The 20,018-nt window shown below is 61.4% G+C and carries 18 protein-coding genes; 10 read left to right on the forward strand and 8 right to left on the reverse strand.

Going from position 1 to position 20,018, the window contains the following annotated elements; genetic code table 11:
- Both F6X42_RS07250 and F6X42_RS07255 read left to right on the forward strand, forming a co-directional pair.
- Nucleotides 1–1,365 carry a hypothetical protein gene (locus F6X42_RS07250; RefSeq protein ID WP_187633539.1) on the forward strand — a complete coding sequence of 455 codons (1,365 nt, stop codon included), beginning with the start codon at nt 1–3 and terminating at the stop codon, nt 1,363–1,365.
- 206 nt (nt 1,366–1,571) lie between these two features.
- Nucleotides 1,572–2,177 (forward strand): TetR/AcrR family transcriptional regulator, encoded by a 606-nt coding sequence (locus F6X42_RS07255; protein ID WP_246530003.1) that lies wholly within the window; start codon nt 1,572–1,574, stop codon nt 2,175–2,177.
- Between the two features lie 32 nt (nt 2,178–2,209).
- Here the strand turns inward: F6X42_RS07255 and F6X42_RS07260 are convergent, their stop codons facing one another.
- A complete protein-coding gene (locus F6X42_RS07260; protein WP_187633541.1) occupies nt 2,210–2,674 on the reverse strand; it encodes a PaaI family thioesterase in 465 nt (154 codons plus the stop codon).
- 110 nt (nt 2,675–2,784) lie between these two features.
- On the opposite strand from F6X42_RS07260, the gene F6X42_RS07265 reads away from it, so the two are divergent.
- The gene (locus F6X42_RS07265; RefSeq protein ID WP_187633542.1) at nt 2,785–3,936 is read left to right on the forward strand and encodes an NADH:flavin oxidoreductase; all 1,152 of its coding nucleotides are present in this window, start codon (nt 2,785–2,787) and stop codon (nt 3,934–3,936) included.
- A gap of 62 nt (nt 3,937–3,998) precedes the next feature.
- On the opposite strand, the gene F6X42_RS07270 is transcribed toward F6X42_RS07265, so the two are convergent.
- From F6X42_RS07270 to F6X42_RS07280, 3 genes are all read right to left on the reverse strand, one after another.
- Nucleotides 3,999–4,694 carry an SDR family NAD(P)-dependent oxidoreductase gene (locus F6X42_RS07270; RefSeq protein WP_187633543.1) on the reverse strand — a complete coding sequence of 232 codons (696 nt, stop codon included), beginning with the start codon at nt 4,692–4,694 and terminating at the stop codon, nt 3,999–4,001.
- Between the two features lie 63 nt (nt 4,695–4,757).
- On the reverse strand, nt 4,758–5,552 hold the full coding sequence (locus F6X42_RS07275; RefSeq protein ID WP_187633544.1) for an enoyl-CoA hydratase/isomerase family protein: 795 nt from the start codon (nt 5,550–5,552) through the stop codon (nt 4,758–4,760).
- 74 nt (nt 5,553–5,626) lie between these two features.
- A complete protein-coding gene (locus F6X42_RS07280) occupies nt 5,627–6,823 on the reverse strand; it encodes an amidohydrolase family protein (protein ID WP_187633545.1) in 1,197 nt (398 codons plus the stop codon).
- 237 nt (nt 6,824–7,060) lie between these two features.
- Here F6X42_RS07280 and F6X42_RS07285 point away from each other — a divergent pair, with 237 nt between their 5' ends.
- Nucleotides 7,061–8,482, forward strand: coding sequence for an MFS transporter (locus F6X42_RS07285; protein WP_246530004.1), 1,422 nt, complete (start codon nt 7,061–7,063; stop codon nt 8,480–8,482).
- Nucleotides 8,483–8,591: 109 nt separating this feature from the next.
- Here F6X42_RS07285 and F6X42_RS07290 read toward each other — a convergent pair whose 3' ends face one another.
- On the reverse strand, nt 8,592–9,386 hold the full coding sequence (locus tag F6X42_RS07290) for an IclR family transcriptional regulator (protein WP_187633546.1): 795 nt from the start codon (nt 9,384–9,386) through the stop codon (nt 8,592–8,594).
- A gap of 247 nt (nt 9,387–9,633) precedes the next feature.
- Between F6X42_RS07290 and F6X42_RS07295 the strand changes: the two genes are divergently transcribed.
- Nucleotides 9,634–10,398 (forward strand): SDR family NAD(P)-dependent oxidoreductase, encoded by a 765-nt coding sequence (locus tag F6X42_RS07295; protein WP_187633547.1) that lies wholly within the window; start codon nt 9,634–9,636, stop codon nt 10,396–10,398.
- A gap of 566 nt (nt 10,399–10,964) precedes the next feature.
- Here F6X42_RS07295 and F6X42_RS07300 read toward each other — a convergent pair.
- The gene (locus F6X42_RS07300; RefSeq protein ID WP_187633548.1) at nt 10,965–12,206 is read right to left on the reverse strand and encodes a CaiB/BaiF CoA transferase family protein; all 1,242 of its coding nucleotides are present in this window, start codon (nt 12,204–12,206) and stop codon (nt 10,965–10,967) included.
- Between the two features lie 48 nt (nt 12,207–12,254).
- Nucleotides 12,255–13,049 carry a crotonase/enoyl-CoA hydratase family protein gene (locus F6X42_RS07305; RefSeq protein WP_187633549.1) on the reverse strand — a complete coding sequence of 265 codons (795 nt, stop codon included), beginning with the start codon at nt 13,047–13,049 and terminating at the stop codon, nt 12,255–12,257.
- Between the two features lie 218 nt (nt 13,050–13,267).
- Here F6X42_RS07305 and F6X42_RS07310 point away from each other — a divergent pair, with 218 nt between their 5' ends.
- The 5 genes from F6X42_RS07310 to F6X42_RS07330 all read left to right on the forward strand — a co-directional run bounded on the left by F6X42_RS07310 (nt 13,268) and on the right by F6X42_RS07330 (nt 18,877).
- Nucleotides 13,268–14,044, forward strand: a complete 777-nt coding sequence (locus tag F6X42_RS07310; protein ID WP_187633550.1) for an enoyl-CoA hydratase — start codon at nt 13,268–13,270, stop codon at nt 14,042–14,044.
- Nucleotides 14,045–14,152: 108 nt separating this feature from the next.
- A complete protein-coding gene (locus tag F6X42_RS07315) occupies nt 14,153–15,139 on the forward strand; it encodes an NAD(P)H-dependent flavin oxidoreductase (RefSeq protein ID WP_187633551.1) in 987 nt (328 codons plus the stop codon).
- Nucleotides 15,136–16,323 carry a CaiB/BaiF CoA transferase family protein gene (locus tag F6X42_RS07320; protein ID WP_187633552.1) on the forward strand — a complete coding sequence of 396 codons (1,188 nt, stop codon included), beginning with the start codon at nt 15,136–15,138 and terminating at the stop codon, nt 16,321–16,323. The genes F6X42_RS07315 and F6X42_RS07320 overlap by 4 nt, the downstream gene beginning before the upstream one ends.
- Nucleotides 16,324–16,337: 14 nt before the next feature.
- Nucleotides 16,338–17,630: an acetyl-CoA hydrolase/transferase family protein gene (locus F6X42_RS07325; RefSeq protein WP_187633553.1), complete on the forward strand. Its 1,293-nt coding sequence runs from the start codon at nt 16,338–16,340 to the stop codon at nt 17,628–17,630.
- Between the two features lie 50 nt (nt 17,631–17,680).
- On the forward strand, nt 17,681–18,877 hold the full coding sequence (locus tag F6X42_RS07330; protein ID WP_187633554.1) for an acetyl-CoA C-acetyltransferase: 1,197 nt from the start codon (nt 17,681–17,683) through the stop codon (nt 18,875–18,877).
- A 269-nt stretch (nt 18,878–19,146) separates the two neighbouring features.
- Here F6X42_RS07330 and F6X42_RS07335 read toward each other — a convergent pair whose 3' ends face one another.
- Nucleotides 19,147–20,016 carry a tyrosine-protein phosphatase gene (locus F6X42_RS07335; protein WP_187633555.1) on the reverse strand — a complete coding sequence of 290 codons (870 nt, stop codon included), beginning with the start codon at nt 20,014–20,016 and terminating at the stop codon, nt 19,147–19,149.
- Nucleotides 20,017–20,018 lie beyond the last annotated feature (2 nt).

The following is a 20,018-nucleotide window of genomic DNA, read 5'->3' on the forward strand; positions in this document are numbered from 1 at the left end:
ATGTCCGCTTTGGACCCGTTCTACGCAATGCTGCGCGGTGAAAGCGACCCGTTTCGCGATCACCCCGAGAACCTTCGCGACCTTCAGCTCGTTGCCATGAAAGAGCGCTTCGCCGAGCGCCGCGAACAGATCAGGCTACTGCGCCGCAGAGCGGAAGATGTCGGCGTCAACGAGGTTGCCCGCCATCAAGATATGGTGCCTCTGCTGTTCGCGCATCAGATCTACAAGAGCTACCCCGAGTCATTCATCGATGCCGGCCGCTGGAAGCATCTTTCGGCATGGCTGCAAACGCTATCGAGCAAACGGGTGGCTGAAGTCGATCTGGACGGCGCGGACAATGTCGACGCATGGATGGACCGTCTGCGCACAGCAGGACACCATGTTTTCAGCTCGAGCGGCACATCCGGCAAGTGCAGCTTCATCAGTCAGACGCAAGCCGATCTCGACAATGTCACCGAGTCGTGCGTGAAACTGGGGGTCTACGGCAACGCAATGATCCGAAGAGATTTCGGCAAGCGCCCGGCTTTCCTTATGATGCCGCCTGCCGGCGCGCATCGGCATATCGAACCGGTACTGAACGCAGCGCAACGGCTCGGCGCGGAAACCACGCTGATGTTCGACGAACCGGTGCTCGCATCCGCAACGATTTCGATGGGCCGCATGCGCCGCGCAATGGCCGACGGCTCCGCGAAACCGAGCGAGGTCGCGGCGTTTCAGGAGCAGGCGGTGGCGCGCCAGCGCCATACCGGCAGGATGATCGACCGGTTTCTCGACAAGCTAACCGCGCAGCGCGAAGTTCCGGTGCTCGTCCAGGGCAACTGGTCGTTGCACTGGACGCTCGTGGAGCGCGCCCGCCAGCGCGGCATTGCCGATGGCATCTGCCATCCGGATACAGTGATCACCACCGGTGGCGGATTGAAGGGCACCTCGGCCCCCGCCGACTATCGGGAGCAGATCATCCGCTTCTACGGCATTCGTGCCGAGAACGTCCAGAATAGTTATGGCATGTCCGAGATGATCGGAACCGGCCCCTGGTCGGAAGTTGCGCAAGGCTATGCAATCTGCCCGTGGATCGTCCCGTTCGTCCTCGACAAGGCGGGAGAGCAATTGCTGAATCCTTCGGATGGACTGGGCGTTGTTGAGGGGCGCTTCGCGTTTTTCGACCTGCTGGCCGAAGGCTACTGGGGTGGCTTCATCACTGGCGACAAGGTCGTGGTCGACTTTTCACCGGCGGGGAACACCGACGGCCTGCAAGGGCCGCTGGTTCGTCAGGTCGGCCGCTACGCCGATCTCGAAGAAGGCGAAGACAAGCTCTCGTGCGCCGGCACGATGGAGTCGTATGTACGTGGCATGATCAACGTTTGAGCCCTGCTGCGCGCGGTCCGAGCCCCAGGGGCGCCATCACTGGCGCCCCCTGGGGCTCATGAGTATACTGATGTCCTGATTCCGTCATCAAACACTCCCCGATGTACAAATCTATGTCAGTTCAGGCTCCCAACGGAGCCTCGCGGCTCGCTGCGGCGGACAAACCTCGAACGGCTGGCCGGCCCACCCACGACGATGCAGTTCAGTTGCGCGAGCGGCTGCTCGAGGCCGCCAAATCCGTGTTCATCAGAGAGGGTTTCGGCGCCGCCAGGGTCGAGGAGATCGCATCGCTGGCTGGCGTCAGCAAAACGACCGTCTATCGCCAGTTCGGCACGAAGGAGGAGCTTTTTCGCTCCATCGTCTGGCGCGGGATGGCCGATCTACGCGGCAAGATCTCGGAGCACCTGGAACCGGGCCGCGATTTCTCGACGAACCTGGCATCCCTTATCGATGCGCTCGTCGAACACATGGCCATACCGGACAGCATGCACACTTCACGCATGGTCATTGGCGAGGCGATTCGCTTTCCCGATGTCGCAAAGCAGTTTCTGCGGTTCGTGGTGACGATGCTGGAGCCGCTAACCGGCGTTCTGGAAGCCGCCGCGGTCAGCGGCGTGATCGCCATCGACGATCCCTCGAGCGCGGCGCGCGATCTTCTCACATTGGTCACAGGTGCGCCCGAAGTGCATCTCGCGGTTCAGACCACCCGTTCCGAACGGAAACGCCGGGCTGAGCGGATTCATCGGCTTCTGTTGACAGCGTGGAAGTACCGTGCGGCACTGGATAAGGTTCGAGCCCGGTCAATGCCGTAACGTTCGCGCGGCATCCGGGTATCGTCGACGCACTAGCTGTCAATTTCACCCATCACCTGGAATTGCCCCGACGCCTGGGCGATGCATTTTGCATTCGCCCAGATCCGGCAGTCGGAGAAAATCACCCGCTTTCCCGAACGTAGAACGTCGACGTGTGCTTCCACCCAGTCGCCCGGCTCCGCGTTTCCCATGAAATTGACCGTCAAGCCCGTCGTCAACACCCTGACGGCTGGTTGACGCGAATACTTGCTCGCCCACGTGATGGCGGTGTCTGCCAGCATGCAAACAGCGCCCCCGTGCATCATCTGGCCAAGGTTTCGATGCGCCTCGCGAACGTACATGCCGACGACGTGTCCGCGCTCGCTCTTGCGAAAGTAGGTAGGTCCGAACATCCGATGGAAGGGACCGAACTCCGGCATCAATGCGAAGCCCTCCGGGATGAGCTTTGCGCCGCTGTCTTCGAGCACGTCTACCGCCAATGAGTCTGCTTGCTCCAATGCAATCCTCCTGTTCAACGCCGCCTGCGCGACGACGCCAATATTGCTTTTTCATCGATAGAACATAGCGTATCATTATTCGCACACAAGTCAAATATGTGAATGCCACTATGGATACCGCTTCACTCTTTTCGCCCCTCACCGTGCGCGGGGTCACGCTTGCCAACCGTATCGTCATGTCACCCATGACTCGTGGCTTTTCGCCGAACGGATTGCCCGGTATTGACGTCGCCGCCTACTACAAGCGGCGTGCGCAGGGCGAGACAGGCCTGATCATCACGGAAGGCGTTGGCGTCGATCATCCGGCGGCGCTCGGCGAAGCCGGACTCGGAGAAAATTCGATTCCAGTGCTTGCCGGAGAGGAATCAGTTGCCGCGTGGCGACGCGTGACGGACGAAGTTCACGCTAGCGGCGGAATCATCTTTCCTCAGTTGTGGCATATGGGACCCATGAAAGAGGCGAATACGGGCCCCTTCCCGGCCGCCTCGCCACTGCGCCCATCGGGACTGTGGGGACCGGAAGGACGAACGACATCGCTCAACGCAGGTTACATGGAGCGCGTCATGCCGCCAACGCGCCCGATGACCGATGCCGAGATCGCGGACGTCATTGCAGCCTATGGTCGAAGCGCGCGCTATGCGGCGGCCGCCGGCTTCGATGGCATCGCGATTCACGGAGCTCACGGCTATCTGATCGACGCTTTTCTGTGGGCAGAAACCAATCAACGCACGGATCGATGGGGTAAGGATCTCACGGCGCGCAGCCGCTTCGCCGCAGAAGTTGTCCGTGCAATCCGCGAAGCGATCGGCGCGACGATGCCTATCACGTTCCGCTTCTCCCAGTGGAAGCAGCAGGATTTCCGCGCGCGTCTCGCCAACGACCCGCACGAACTCGAGCACATTCTCGCGCCGCTCGCGGATGCTGGCGTCGACGTCTTCGAGGCGAGCACCCGCTATTTCAACCGGGCGGAATTCGCGGGTTCAGAGATGAATCTCGCCGGTTGGGTGAAGAAGGTAACCGGCAAGCTTTCGATGACTGTTGGTGGGATCGGCATTAACAAGGGCTACTACGATTCAATGGCCGGGGCCGCGACATCGGCGCAGCCCGACCTCACTGCCCTGCTCGATCGTTTCTCACGCAGCGAGTTCGATCTTATTGGCGTGGGACGCTCGCTTCTACATGATCCGAACTGGGCGCGGCGCGTACGGCTTGGCGAGCCGTTCCTCGGGTTCAGCAACGACTCTCTCGAACACCTCACCTGAAACGCGATTTGCAGTTGGCGCCCTTGACTCGGGCGTCAACTGCTATTTCCGGTTCGGGATCTTTACGTACGCCCGGTGACAGGAATCAACGCACCGGTCACCCCCGACGCGGCGCCAGACGCCAGAAAGAGAATCACGTCGGCGATTTCTTCAGGCCGCACCCAGCGGGAAAAGTCAGCGTCGGGCATATCCTTGCGGTTCTGTGGCGTATCGATGATGCCTGGCAAGATTGCGTTGACGGTAATGGAACGGCCTTTGAGTTCTTCGGCCAGCGCCTCAGTCAAACGCATCACCCCCGACTTCGAGGCCGCATACGCTCCCATGCCCGCGCCCGCCTTCAGCGCAGCGCCGGCTCCAATATTGATGATGCGGCCGCCCTCCGCGCTGCCGGCAATGTGGTCGAGTGCCGCTTTCGACGCAGTCGCCGCCGTGCGCACGTTCGTCCGGTACATCAGATCCCATGTGTCGAGACTGCCGTCCGCCAGCGTTTCCCAGCGGAAGCCTCCCGCTATGTTGACGATCGCGTCGAGCTTGCCAAGCTGCTCGACGACCGCGGAGAGCGCCGAGCGCGCCGCATCGAGATCAGTTAGCTCGACGCCTCCTCGCCACCAGGATGCGTGCAGCTGCTCCGCGCTCGCGTTCTCCGGCTCGAGCGCCTTGTCGATCAGCGCGACCTTCCAGCCGTTCTCGGCAAACACGCGACCAACCGTGCGCCCAAGCGAGCCGAATCCACCCGTTATCGCCACTACCCGTTGCATGTGCATCACTCCCTCGCCGCGCCCGGCGCCGCCTGTACCGCTGGCGCCGGACATTGTAAAAGCTCAACGTCCGTTGAACACCGGCTCGCGTTTCTCGCGAAACGCGTTGACCGCCTCTTGATGGTCTTCCGTCAGGTTCGACAGCGCCTCGTATGCAATCGACGCGTCGAGAATGGAATGCGCAAGTTGCTTCAGGCCGATGTTGATCGACGCCTTGGTCCACTGGATGGCGCGCGAAGCGCCGCTTGCGAGACGCTTCGCCATCGCGTCGACCACGGCATCCAGCTGGTCGGCCGGTACGGCATGATTGATGAGACCCAGTCGTGCCGCCTCTTCCGCGGTGACGAGATCCCCGGTCAACAGGTATTCCTTGGCCTTCGCATAGCCCACGAGCTGCGGCCAGATCACCGCGCCGCCATCGCCCGCCACGAAGCCGACTTTCACGTGCGGATCGCCAATCTTTGCGTGATTGGCCGCGTAGCTCAGATCCGAGAACAGCGCGATCGTCGCGCCGAGACCAATTGCATGACCGTTGATCTTGGCGATGACCGGCTTCGGACAATCCAGCATCGAGAAGACAATTTTCTTTGCACGCTGCATGCCTTCGAGAAACAGCGTGGGATTGTCGATGACCTGCTGCATATGTTCGATATCGCCGCCCGCGCTAAAAGCCCGCCCTGCGCCCGTCAACACCACGACGCGGGTCTCGACGTCCTCGGCGACATCGAGAAAGAGCCGTGACATCTCAATGTCCATTTGCTCGTCGAACGCGTTCAACGTTTCCGGGCGGTTCAGCGTAACGGTCAAGACGCCGCCTTCGCGTTCGAGCAATAGCGCCTTATAGTCCGAAATATTCATGGCTAACCTGTTCATAATGAAGAAATCGCGTGGGACGGAAAGACCGTCTGCCGCGTCGACCGGTGCAAGGCCGATTACACGTGCAGCGGAATGAACCGGCGGCCGTTGTCGTACATGATCTTGCGCGTGTCTTCTTCCGAGAGCCGATTGCATGCTTCCGACGCGAAGTCCTTCGGTTCCGGCACGCCTTCCGCGTGCGGATAGTCGGAGCCCATCAACAGGAAGTCCGACGATCCCGTTTGAGCGATGATCTGGGCGATGTCGTCCTCCGGATACGCGACCACGAAGACATTTTCCTTGAAGATCTGGCTCGGGCGTTTCTTCAGCTGACCGCACGGCCAGTAGCCATTCTTCGCCATTCCCCGGCACTTGTCCATTTTGACGAGCAGCGAAGGCACCCACTCGGCACCGTTTTCGGCGCTGCACAGCTTAACGCGCGGGAAACGCTCGAAGAAGTTGTAGAAGATGAACGACGACAGCGTTTCCATGACCGGCCGCTCGCCGTAACCGTGCATCCAGACAAAGGCCGTTTGACGCTGGCGCGACTGCTGCACGGGCTCGCCCCACACCGCCATATGATCCTTCATGTAGATCGCTTCCGACACATGGAAGGTGACACGTACGCCCGCTTCGTTGAGGATGGACCAGAACGGATCGAAGTACGGATCCGCAGGTGCACGGCCATTGAACGGCCCCATCGGCATCAGGATCACCCGCACACCGTTCGCAACCAGCCACTTGGCCTCGGCGACAGCCGCATCGAGATCGTCGAGCGTGACGACCGGCGTCGTGTAGATGCGGTCTTTGTAGTTGAAGCTCCAGTCGTCAAGCATCCACTGGTTATACGCATGTAACACCGCGTTTGCCGCAACGGGCTCGTCGAGGTAGGAAATACACGCGACCATTTCGCCGATGTACATCGTGCAGGCTTCAACACCGAAATCGTCCATCTTCTTCAGGCGCGCGTCGCGGTTGAACATGTCCGGCGTCGGCGAAACCCGCATATCGACGTTATCCTTGCCATCCTTCATCGCGCGCAGCCATTCATGCAGCTTGCCCGGCGGCGGAACGTGCCCCTCGGCCGATGTGTATCCCTCGCTGATTTCCACCTTCCGGTCGCCCACATACATGCAGCGGTTGCCGTCTGCCGTGATACGGCTTGTAAAAGACCAGTCCTTCCTGAACTTCTCGGGCAAATGACGGTTGAATGCGTCCTCGACTTCGTAGAAGTGCGTGTCGGCGTCGTAGATCTTCCCTTGATACGTTTGCATGATCTGTCTCCTGATTGTGGGGGAGCGCTGCAAAGCGTGCGCCCTCGAGAGAAGTATCGGGTCAAGCCATCGACCCAAAAACTTTCATATCGAACTCGAAACTGTCGATATCGATTCGATATCGGGCGATGGCCTCGCGACGCTAGCGACCCGCATCGGATTCTTCAATAAACATCTATACGAACGACGTTCGCATATAAGTATAATTGAAACGAACACACGCAACCGGAGACGTTTATGCAAGCCGAAGTACTCTCCCAGCCGGCACACCGGGCGCACCCCGTAGCGGGTCCACCGCGCGGGTTCACGATGGCGATCCTGCTTGCCGCGGTAGCGGCCTCGTCCGGCATCACCGTCATCTACACCGTGCTGGTCACGCTCTACAAGGCCTTTCCTGCGTCGAACTCGGTGAGTTGGACCGTCACCGCGTACTGGCTCGGCTCGGCCGTCTTTGCCGCGGTGAGCGGGCGACTCGGCGACCTGTTGGGCTATCGCCGCATCCTGCTCGCGGTGATGTCGGTCGCTGCGGCGGGCGCAATCGTGGCCGCATGCGCGACCGATGTCGGCATGCTCGTCGCGGGGTGTGCGATGCAATCAATCGCGGCAGGCATTACGCCACTCTCCATCGGTCTGGTTCGTGAGAATCTGCCACCCGCCAGGCTGCCTGCCGCGGTGGGGTTGATCAGCGCGGCAGGAATGGTGTCGGCGGGGCTGATCTACATCTGCGCGGGCGTTGTCGTGGATCGCTATTCGTGGCAGGGCGGCTTCTGGTTCAAAGTCGCGCTTTGCGTCGTGGCCGTCGCGGCGGTACGTGCGTGGGCACCGCCGTCGCCACCGAATCCCGGCGTACGGATCGACTACGTTCGAGGTCTCGCGTTCGCTCCAGCACTTTGCGCCATCCTCTTCGCCGTGCAGCAAATCCGCACGTGGGGGCTCGGCGATCTGCGGCTGTGGGGCTTGATCGCTGGCGGGATGATCGTGCTCGGACTCTGGGCACGCCATCAACACGGGGCGCGTCATCCGCTCATCAATGTGCGTCTGCTGAAGACGCGCGAAGTCGTGTTGGCCAATGCATGCATGGCATTCCTCGCGGCAGGCGGCATGCAACTAGGACAGGTCTTCTCGCTGCTCGCCCAACAACCAGCCGGCACGCACGCCGGATTCGGGTTGAGCGCGACGGCAGCCGGATTACTGATGTTCAGCATCAACATCGTCGCGTTGGTCGCGAGCCCATGGAGCGGCCGGGTTGCGGCCCGCTACAAGGCCCGGCCCGCTGCCTTGATTGGCATGCTCATACTGGCCTTGGGCTGGGCCTCGCTGATCGTGCTTCATCGCAGCCTGCTGCTCTTCGTTCCAGGTGCGGTGCTGTGCTCGTTCGGCCTCGCTTTCGCAAGCACGGCGCTGTACAACCAGATCGTGGAGGCGACGCCTGCGCATCGGACAGGCGAGGCAACGGGCATGCTCTACGTTTTCTTCTCGTGTTTCTTCGCGGTAGGCGCCCAGGCGGTATTCGCGCTGCTGCGCAGCGCGACGGCCGCACACGACGGCGCATCGTTTCCGGCCGATAGTGGCTATGTTTCGGTATTCGTCTACATCGCCTGTAGTTCGATCGCCGGACTGCTGGTCGCCTCCATGCTGCCGAAGCGTCGTACACACTGACGGTCGTTGCGACCCATCCGTTGCGCGTGGGTGCAACGCTTCTTCGACCGCACCGCGACCGCGGCGCAGTGAAGCACCCGCTTCACTGCGCCGCCGACCGACTGGCGAGTCACTCCTCTTCTGCTTGACCCAACGCAGACGCCCGCTGGGCGACTCTGACCATGTTCTCTTCCAGCCGGTGACGTTCGCGGTCGAAGCGTTCGAGCGGCGCACCAATTGCCATCGCCGCGATGACACTGCCATTCGGCCCGAAGATCGGCGACGACACGCCGGCCGAATCCGGCAGTAGTTCACCGCGACTCACCGACAGGCCGCTTTCGAGGATGTGATCGAGTTCGTCACGCAACGCCTTCTTCGTTGCGATCGTTTGCGGCGTGCGGCGCTCGAATTTGACCGTCTTCATGTAGTCGGTAACGAAAGTGTCCGGTGCATGGGCGAGCAGCACGCGGCCCGCAGCCGTGCAGTAGAGCGGGCGACGCAAGCCGATGTGCATTGAATAGCGCACCGATTGCTCGCTCTCGATCACGTCGACATAGGTGATCTCTTTGTGTTCGGCGTCAAGGACACCGACATACACGGTTTCATTGGTGCTCTTCGAGAGATCCACCAGGAATGGGTGCAGCACCTTCGAAAAATTCCACGAGGCCATCACGCCCGCCGACAACCGGAAGATCGACGGCCCCAGGCGATAGCGGCCTACGTCGTGCATCAAGTACCCTTCCGCCACCAGAGGTCGCAGCAGATTGAGCAGGCTGCTCTTCGGTGACTCGAGAGCGACATTCAGTTCTGCTAGCGACATCCCGTCCGGAGACTTCGCCAGCACATCGAAAATTCCGAGGAGTCGGGTCAGCGAGCGTGGCCCGCTCACGTCCCGGTCCGCCGGCGCTGAGGTCTCTTTCAACATGATTTTCCCCATGAATTGACCGTATCGATTATACGGGAACTATTCACATAGTTTTACATCGATCGTAGTTTGGCACACCTTTGCACCCCCGAATTCGGGAATACGCCAGGGCGCTCTCTCACACAGCTTGCGATATATTTGAACGTCGTTCGAAAATCTGCAATGAAGAAGCATCGTCTTCCAGACCATTTACGCAATACGCTCGCGTGTCGAACAGCAACATCAACCTTCACTTCTGGATTTACTCATGTACACGAAAAAACTGGCAGAAAAGGTCGCCATCGTGACCGGAGGCGGGCAAGGCGTAGGACTCGGCATCGCCCTTGCGCTTGCTACCGAGGGGGCGAATCTGGTCCTCACTGGTCGCACGGAGGCCAAACTCACGCGGGCTGCTGAGGAATTGAGCGCCCTCGGTTCGCAAGTGCTGGTCGTGCCCGGTGATACGCGCAATCGTGCCGACGCCGTGCGGACAGTCGAGCTTGCCGTCGAGCGATTCGGACGTGTGGACGCACTCATCAACAACGCACAAAGCAGCAGCCCGGGGGTGCCGCTCGAGTCTGTTACCGACGATGACTGGAGCAACACGCTCGAATCGGGCTTGTACGGCACGCTGTACTTCATGCAGGCCGCATTGCCGCGGATGAAGTTGCAGGGCCGCGGCGCCATCATCAACTTCGGCTCGCGCACCGGCATCGAAGGCCTCAAGGGATTCGGCGCGTACGCCGCAACCAAGGAGGGCATTCGTGGGCTTTCGCGTGTTGCCGCGCGCGAATGGGGCGTCTACGGCATTACCGTCAACGTCATTTGCCCGGCAGCGCTCACGCCTGCCGCCGAAGCCTACCTCGAAGCCAATCCTCAGGAACGCACTCGCTATCTCTCTGAGATTGCGCTTGGCCGCTTCGGCGATCCTCAACTCGATATTGGACGAACAGTTGCATTTCTATGTAGTGACGACGCTAATTTCATAACCGGGCAGACTATCAGTGTGGACGGCGGACAGTCAATGCTTTAGTGCGTCTTTTTGAACACGGTGCGATATATGAAACGGTCAGTTGCATTTTCGCGAGCCTCGATCCGAGGAGTGAGCTTCCCGCCAGGCGCGTACCACGAAGCTTGAAGAGCGATCAGGTGTTTCTCCTCTCACACACTTCGCGAGAGCGTGTAGAGTTTGGCCTTGGCTGCGGAACACCGAGCCAAGGCGTTTTTTCGTCGTTACCTTTGGGACTCGATCGCGCCTGTTCAGAAGTTTCTTAAGACCATTCAGACGTGAAGAACGGTAAGTGCACGTCCATCCAGTCGAACTCGCTGCGGCAGTTCGCCCACGCCCAATGAGGTGACTTTCCGCTGCGCGCGGGAGTGTCCGAACGTTGATGCGGACGCGAGATATTTGCGGCGTCCCTACCGGAGTGGATACACCCGACTTCTGCGTGGTCTGTACATACGATACGGCTGTTGCTTCTCTCAGTCGTCACGACTCCCCCTTAGCTGCAACTTTCACCATCTCGTCGATCACCTTTTTCGCATCGCCGAACACCATCATCGACGTCGGTCTGGCCGAACTCGCTGTTGATGTCCTTTCTAGAGAACTTTCTTTTCGCGCAGGATATCGATATCCGACTGCGACATACCCAGCACATCACGCAGCACGTCGTCCGTATGTTGTCCGAGCATCGGCGGCGCCCCGTACGAATCGATAGGCGTGCCCGACATCTTGACCGGATTGGCGACCATTCGAACCGCCTTATCTGTGAGCGGGTGGGCAACTTCGACGCACATCGCGCGTGCCTGCACATGCGGATCTGCGAACACCTGCTCCAGATTATTGATCGGTCCGGCCGGCACCCCGGCGGCGTCGAGTGCCGCGAGCAGTTCATCGCTCTGCCATTCAACGATCAGCGGTTCGAACACTTCGCCCAGCGCGCGACGATTCTTCACGCGCAGCGCAATCTCGCTGAATCGTGGATCGCTGGCGAGCTCGGGGTGCCCCAGAACGTTACACATCCGCGCGTATTGCTCGTTGTTGCCCGCCACGATCATGATGTCGCGATCGGCGCAGCGGAACATGCGGGACGGCATACCACCGTTACCCTCGGTACCGCGCCGGACGGGAATCTGGCCGGAAACGAGATACTGGCTTGCATAGTGCGATGTGGCAGCAATCATCGCGTCCAGCAACGCCAGGTCGATGTACTGCCCCTGCCCGGTACTGCCTTGCGCCGCGTCGCGATGATAAAGCGCTGCGATGATCGCCGAAGCGGCGTACTGGCCACAAAGGATGTCCGCAAGACTGGGCCCGGTTTTCATTGGACCACCGCCCGGCACGTCGTCGCCGTTTCCGGTAACGCTCATCAGGCCACCCATCGCCTGGAAAATCGAGTCGTAGCCAGGACGCGGGCTATACGGTCCGGTCTGACCGAACCCGGTTATCGAACAGTAGATCAGGCGCGGATTGACCAGCTTGAGGCTGTCGTAGTCGAGCCCGTAACGCTTGAGGTCGCCAACCTTATAGTTCTCGATCAACACGTCGCAGTGCGCCGCCAACGAGCGGATCAGCGCCTGGCCTTCGGCCGTGGAGATATCGCACGTGATCGACTTCTTGCCTCGGTTCGCGCTGATAAAAAACGTCGACTCGCGCGTGACCTTTCCCTCCCGATCCATCAGGAACGGCGGGCCGAATTGCCGCGAATCGTCGCCCTTGCCCGGACGCTCGACCTTGATGACCTCCGCGCCGAGATCCGCCAGCATCTGAGCCCCCCAAGGCCCCGCGAGGATGCGGCTCAGGTCGAGTACGCGAACACCCGCCAATGCGCCTTTTGTCATAGCAAACGGTCCCTTTGAATTCGCACCGGCTGCGCCGGAAGCCTTGCATCAGCGTCCGACGAACTTCGCCGTACGTTTTTCGACGAAGGATTGAACGCCTTCCTTCGCGTCTTCGGTGTTGTACAGAAACTGCTGGGTCGACTGAATCGTCGCGTAAGCATCCTGCCAGCCTTGTCCCAGCGAAACGCGCGCGTTCTGCATCGTGGCCTGCACGGCTAGCGGTGCCTGCGCCGCGATTCGCTCGGCGATCGCGAGCGCCTGGTCGAACTCCTGCCCCGCAGGCACGACATCCTGCACGAAGTTCATGTGCCGCGCCTCGTCTGCGGTGAATTCGTCACCGGTAAGCAGTACCTTCATGGCGTTGCCCCAGCCGGCTCGCTGCACCATGCGGAACGTCGCACCACAACCTGCCATGATCCCCCGCTTGACTTCAAGCTGGGAGAAACGGCAGTTATCGGCTGCAACTGCCACTTCCGATGCGAGCATCAATTCGACCGCGACCGTGAAGCAGATTCCCTTCAGGGCAATGACGACCGGCTTGGTACGCAGCGGCGCGCGCAAGTTGAACGGATCGATCTCGCCTTCAGGAAGCAGCGGTTTCCCTTCGCGCCGCAACGGCGCGATCTTCGGCATGTCGAGCCCCGCCGTAAAGTGATCGCCTTCGGCGTATACCAGCCCGCAAAAAATATCGCTGCTCTTCTCGAGTTGCGTGTAAGCCATGGCAAGCTCGCTGAACATTTTCGGCGTGAAACCATTGCGCTTTTCCGGCCGGTCGATGCCCATCAAGAGCAGGTTCCCACGCTGCTCAACGCGAATCTGTCCATCCTCGTGACGAGTGGTCATGCAGTGTCTCCTCGCGGTGTTTTCCGTTAGCAATTCTGACCTCGCGCTCAATTGACAAAGCCGGGTCGCACATTCAGAATCATAAACGTCGTTCACAAAATTGGCAACGCACGATCCGCTCTGACGCTGTCGAACGGCGCACCGCAGACACGTAAATCATCGGCGAGCAGGCTCCATCCGGGCCTAGGTGTTCACCCTCATTCGTTCAAGGAAGAACCATGGCCTACGAGACGATCATCGTCGAAACGCACGGCAAGACCGGCTTGATCAGGTTGAACCGTCCGCAAGCCTACAACGCACTGAACAACCAGTTGATGGACGAGCTAACGGCGGCACTCGACGCCCTCGAAACCGACCCCGCCATCGGCGCCATCGTGATGACCGGTAGCGAAAAGGCGTTCGCCGCCGGAGCCGACATCAAGATGATGAACGAATGGACGTACATGGACGTGTACAAGAATCAGTTCATCACGTCGAACTGGGAACGCACCGCGCGTTGCCGCAAGCCGGTCATCGCCGCGGTCGCGGGTCTTGCGTTAGGCGGAGGCTGCGAACTCGCCATGATGTGCGACTTCATTCTCGCCGCCGACAACGCCCGCTTCGCCCTGCCCGAAATCACGCTGGCGACCATTCCCGGCGCCGGCGGCACGCAGCGCCTGACGCGCGCGCTCGGCAAATCGAAGGCGATGGAAATGATCCTCACCGGCCGCAGGATGGACGCCACCGAAGCCGAACGATGCGGCCTCGTGAGCCGCATCGTGCCCGTCGACACGCTCGTCGAGGAAGCGCTGAAAACGGCCGATGAGATCGCGCGATACTCGCAACCCGTCGTAGCGATGGCCAAAGAGTGCGTCAACCGCGCCTACGAATCGAGCCTGGCAGAAGGCATCCTGTTCGAGCGGCGTATGGCGTATTCGACCTTCGCCACAGAAGATCGAAAGGAAGGCATGGCAGCCTTCGCCGAAAAGCGCAAACCTCAGTTTCGCGATTGTTGAATTGCAAAAAAAGCGCCACGCAGTCGTGGCGAACAGAGCCCGCCAGGTCACGCGCGTCACGCGCATTTCTCTGGCACCCATACTTCCTATCCAGGCTACAGGCGCGCGATGAAACCGTATGTCAATCGCATTACTGAATTACTCGGCATTCAATATCCCATCATTCAAGGCGGCATGCGCTGGGTGGCGCGAGCCGAACTGGCGGCGGCCGTGGGCAATGCGGGCGGTCTCGGCTTCATCTCCGCGCACACCCATGCAAGCGCCGATGCACTCGCGCGCGAAATCGACAGGGTGCGTTCGCTCACCGACAAGCCCTTTGGAGTCAACCTGACCGTTCTCGGCGCCAATGTCGGTCTCGACTATGACGCGTATGTGCGCACGATCGTGTCTCAAGGCGTCCAGGTCGTCGAGACAGCAGGCAGCAATCCGGCGAAGTACATCGCCGAGTTCAAGGCGCAGGGCGTCAAGGTCGTGCACAAGTGCGTGACGGTTCGCCACGCGGTGAAGGCCGAATCGCTCGGCGCGGACGCCGTCAGCATCGACGGATTCGAATGCGCGGGGCATCCCGGCGAAGACGACATCCCTGGACTGATCCTGATTCCCGCGGCCGCCGACAAGCTGAAGGTGCCGATTCTCGCGTCTGGCGGATTTGCCGATGGGCGCGGGCTGATGGCGGCTCTCGCGCTCGGCGCAGACGGCATCAACATGGGAACCCGATTCATGCTCACGCAGGAGTCCCCCGTCCACCCTGCGATCAAGCAACGGCTGCTGGAAGCGAGCGAGCGCGATACGCTGCTGGTTGGCCGCTCGATCGGCGATTCAAGCCGGGTGGTCAAGAACAGCGTGAGTCTCGCCGCGCTTGAACTCGAGCGCGCCGGCAACGTGACGCGCTCGGACCTCTACGCGCTGACCGGAGCACAGCGCTGGATGGACGCATTCGTGACAGGAGAAGTGGAAGGCGGCGCCTTCCCCGCCGGTATCGTGACCGGCCTCATTCACGACTTGCCGACCTGTGCGGAATTGATCGGCCGCATCGTGAAGGAAGCCGCCGCGATTGCGCAACGCCAGCTCGGCTTCAGCTCTGCTCTGGCATGAAACTGACCGGCCTTCGCGTCGTGGACCTGTCGCAATTCATGCCGGGTCCGTACCTCGCCGTCAACCTCGCCGAGCACGGCGCGCACGTCGTCAAGATCGAACCGGTCACCGGCGACCCCACCCGCGGCGCACCGGGCACCGACGGCGCGTTCTTCGCCGCGATCAACCGCGGCAAGCGCAGCATCGCGCTCGATCTGAAGCATCCGGACGGACGCGAGGTCGCGCTCAAGCTGATGAACGAGGCCGACGTCGTGATCGAATCGTCGAGGCCGGGCGTGGCCGCTCGCCTTGGCATCGACTACGACACGATCAGCCGGACGAACCCGGGAGTCGTTTATTGTGCGATTACCGCATTCGGCCAAACCGGCCCGCTCTGTCAATTGCCCGCACACGATCCGGTAGTTCAATCGCTTGCGGGTACGCTGCCGCGCGACGGCCGGGGAATCCCAATTGCCACGGGGCCGTCGCTCGCCGCGCTGGCCGGTTCATTGACGGCGTTGTCCGCCGTGTTGATAGCGCTGCTGCGCGCGCGGGAAACGGGGCGCGGCGACTACATCGACATGGCGCTTTTCGATGCGGCACTCACATCGCAGCCGTATCTGAGCGGCCGCTTGCTCAACGCGCCGGATAGCCAATTGCCTGGGCCGACTGAAGGCGACAGCGGGCTCGCGTTGCTCGACACTTATGAGACCGCCGATTCGAAGTGGCTCTGCCTTGGCGGCCGGGAACACAGCTTCGCAACCAACCTGCTTACACCACTGGGCCGTCCGGATCTCGTCGCCGACGCGATCGGCCCAGCCGGTGAAGGCCAGTTACGCGTCCGGACGTTCCTGACGCAAATCTTCCTGACTCGCACACTCGATGAATGGCTCTGCTGGTTCGAAGGCCGAAACATCAGTGTGGCGCCGGTGCTCTCGCTCGCCGAAGCGCTCGACCATCCGCATGCGCACGAGCGCGGGATGGTCCAGACGGATCCGTCCGGGCGCAACCACGTTGCAAGCCCGATTCACTTCCGTTTGGAGCCTGGGTCGCCACCGCTCGCCGTTCCGCACCTTGGTGAGCACACAGAACTCGTGCTGCGGAGCATCGGCTACAGCGACGAACGGATTGCGGAACTCGTCGCGACAGGCGCAGTACGTGGGCAGCACGACGAAGCCCTGGCCCTTGCGCAACCCGCCACTTGAGGCAAACAAACATCATGCCCTTACTGCTAGAGGCGGACGCCGTCGATTTCGCGTCCATCATCCGCCCCGGCGATACCGTCGCATGGGGCCAATCGAACGCAGAGCCCCTTGCGCTCACGCGCAATCTACTTCAGCAGCGGCACAGCATCGGCGCGTTCCGGGTCTTTCTAGGCGCCAGCAACTACGACACGTGCCGGCCTGAGCACGCGGACTGCATCGATTTCGTTTCGTACTGCGGGAGCGGCTCCAACCGCGCACTGGCCAAGGCTGGCGCGCTTGATATCCTGCCCTGCCATTATTCGCAGTTGCCAGAGATGATGGAGTCGGGTCAGCTATCGATCGACGTCCTGCTGCTGCAGTTGGCGCCACCCGACGCGCATGGCCGCTACAGCTTGTCCGTCGCGCATGAGTATCTGATCCCGGCGCTCAGGCGCGCGGGCGTCATCATTGCGGAAGTCAACGAACAGGCACCCTGGACCTACGGCGAGCGATATCTGCGCGACAACGACATCGACTTCATCGTCCCGACGTCGCGCACTTTGCCCGAGAGTTCGCCCAGCGCCGTCAACCCGACGGAGCTGGCGATTGCACAGCACACGGCCGGTTTGATCGAAGACGGCGCCACCATTCAACTCGGTCTCGGCGCGATTCCAGAAGCGATCCTCGCTTGCCTCGGCGATCGGCGAGACCTTGGCATCCATTCCGGCACGATCGGGGACAAAGTCGCCGATCTGATGGAAAGCGGCGTGATCAACAATGTGCGCAAGACCATCGACGCAGGCAAGACCATTGCTGGCGTGATGATGGGGGGGCGCCGCATACACGAGTTCGCGCATCGAAACGACGCCGTGCAGTTTCGTTCGACCCGCTACACGCACGATCCGAACGTGCTCGCAAGCATCGACCGCTTCGTCGCCATCAACTCGGCGGTCGAAGTCGATCTGAGTGGCCAGATCAACGCCGAGATCGCCGGTGGCGTGTATGTGGGCGCGGTGGGCGGCGCGCTGGATTTCCTGCGCGGCGCGCGGCGCTCGCGTGGCGGCGTTCCTGTCATCGCATTGCCGTCCACAGCGGGCAAGGGCGCGACCCGCATCGTCGCGTCGTTGACCGGACCGGTCAGCACGCCACGCAGCGACGCCGCCATCGTGGTGACCGAATACGGCGTGGCCGATTTGCGCGGCCTGACGCTGCGCCAAAGGCGCGAACGCATGCTGGCAATCGCCCATCCGGATCATCGCAGCGCTCTCGACCAGATGGTGGGCATCCCGCCTTCCAATCGCTGCGCAAGCGCGACGCTCATTGGCTGAGTGCAACCGCGCCCGAATCAGAACTTTCAAACTTTGCAAGGAAACGTCCGATGAAACGTGCGGCAATTGTCTCCCCTGTACGAACGCCCGTCGGCACCTTTGGCGGTAGTCTGCGCGGCGTTTGCGTCGAAGACCTCGGCGCGCTCGTCGCGAATGAAACGATCCGGCGCGCAGGACTCGATCCCGCTCGCATCGACGACGTCGTCTTCGCGCAAGCGTACGCGAACAGCGAAACACCTTGCGTGGGCCGCTGGATTGCGCTGCAGGCGGGCCTGCCGGTGGAGGTGCCGGGCATGCAGCTTGACCGACGTTGCGGCGGCGGCCTGCAGGCGCTCGTCACCGCCGCGATGATGGTGCAGACCGGCGCCGCCGACGTGGTGTTGGCCGGAGGCGTGGAAAGCATGAGCAATATCGAGTACTACAGCACGGACATGCGCTGGGGCGCCCGGTCGGGTTCCGTCCAGTTTCACGACCGGCTCGCGCGAGGCCGCGAGCGCTCACAGCCGGAATCGCGCTTCGGCCTTATCTCCGGCATGATCGAGACCGCGGAAAATCTGGCCACCGACTATGGCATCAGCCGCGAGGCCGCCGACGAGTTCGCGCTGCGCAGCCATCAGCGCGCGGCCGCCGCATGGGAGTCTGGCCATATGGCCGAAGAGGTCGCGGCAGTCAGCGTTCCTCAGAAAAAAGGCCAGCCGCTTCTGTTTTCCAAAGATGAAGGATTCCGCGCCGACGCCAGCATGGAAAGCCTCGGCAAGCTTCGCGCGTTGATGCCGGGCGGCACAGTCACCGCAGGCAACTCCAGCCAGCAAAACGATGCCGCTGCCGCTTGCCTCGTCGTCGCGGAAGACCGCCTCGAAGCGCTTGGACTCGAACCCATGGCCTGGCTGACCGGCTGGGCCGCAGCCGGATGCGAGCCATCACGCATGGGCATTGGGCCCGTGCCCGCGGTGCAGAAGCTGATGACGCGAATCGGTCGGACGCTCGATCAGATGGATCTTGTCGAAGTAAACGAAGCCTTCGCGTGTCAGGTGCTGGCAGTCCTCAAAGGCTGGAACTGGCACGATACCGACCGGCTCAACGTGAACGGCTCTGGCATATCGCTCGGCCACCCGATTGGCGCAACGGGCGTGCGCATCATGACAACGCTGTTGCACGAGTTGACGCGCCGGAAAGGACGTTATGCGCTCGAGACCATGTGCATCGGCGGTGGCCAGGGTATTGCCGCCGTGTTCGAGCGCGCCTGATCCTGAGCGATGAGCGCACGGCCTTGCGCCGTGCGCGCGCCCAAGGGACAACGTGTTTCGGCGATCCGATGAAGGCGGTCTTTGATCTCCGTCATCGCATCGAGGATCGGCTCCGGCAGACCCGCTTGCGCCAAGCCGGCACGGAGTTGATCCACCGTGAACATGCTTTCCTCTTGGGGCCGAGACAAACCTTCCAGCCATCGAGGCTGCACGCGCCGGGAACGAGGTTGAAGGGCAAGCGGACATCTATCAGTGATCGGACGTTCGGTTCATTCCAGCAAGATATCGCGCAACCGGCATAGTTGCGACCGATCAAGCCCGGCCGTATGTTCGAGATAACGATCGACCGAGCCGTGGCTTGCTGCCATCGCCGCGAACGCCTCATCCAGGTAGCGCTCGTCGACACCGGCGAGCACATCGATGATCGATGCATCGAGAATAAGGCCGAAATGGATCGTCATCGCCTGCGCAGCGGATTCACGCAGCCGTTCGCTCCCAGCCCCCGACAGGTAGTCGCGATAGATCGTCTCGCGCGAGACTCCCAGCGCATGAAGGATGATCGCCACCAGAAAACCGGTTCGGTCCTTGCCCGCCGTGCAATGGAAGATCACCGGCAAACAGTCGTCATCGGCAAGCCTTGTAAACAGTCCCCGCAGTGGGCGCGCAAACGCCGCGGGCAAGTTTCGGTAAGTTTGCAGCATCATGCGACGCGCGCCCTGCGCGTTAGGCTCGCGCTTCAGAATTTCGAGTAGTGTGCTGTCGCCTGCACGCAAATCGGCGCTGATGTCCATGTGCATCTCTTCCACGCCTTGGTCATGGCGCCACCGGTTCGGCGCCGCTGTGCGCTCACCATCGCTGCGCAGATCGCAAATCAGGCGGATCCCGAGTTTGGCGACAATGTCGCGGTCGCGCACCGTCAGCGCTGCAAGACTGCCGGAACGGAAGAGGCGTCCGCTGCGGATGCGACGACCATCCCGTGTGGGCATTCCGCCCAAATGACGAAAATTCGGAGCACCGTCGAGCATAAGGTTGGTATTCATATCGAAGGCGGAAACGCATTGCTTGATAACCGCGAGCCAGCGTTCCGCGAGTCTGTGAATCGCATTATGGAACCTTCGTGCGACGGGCAACGGTGCCATCG

Source organism: Paraburkholderia podalyriae (assembly GCF_014397785.1).
In the GTDB taxonomy this organism is placed as follows: Bacteria; Pseudomonadota; Gammaproteobacteria; order Burkholderiales; family Burkholderiaceae; genus Paraburkholderia; species Paraburkholderia podalyriae.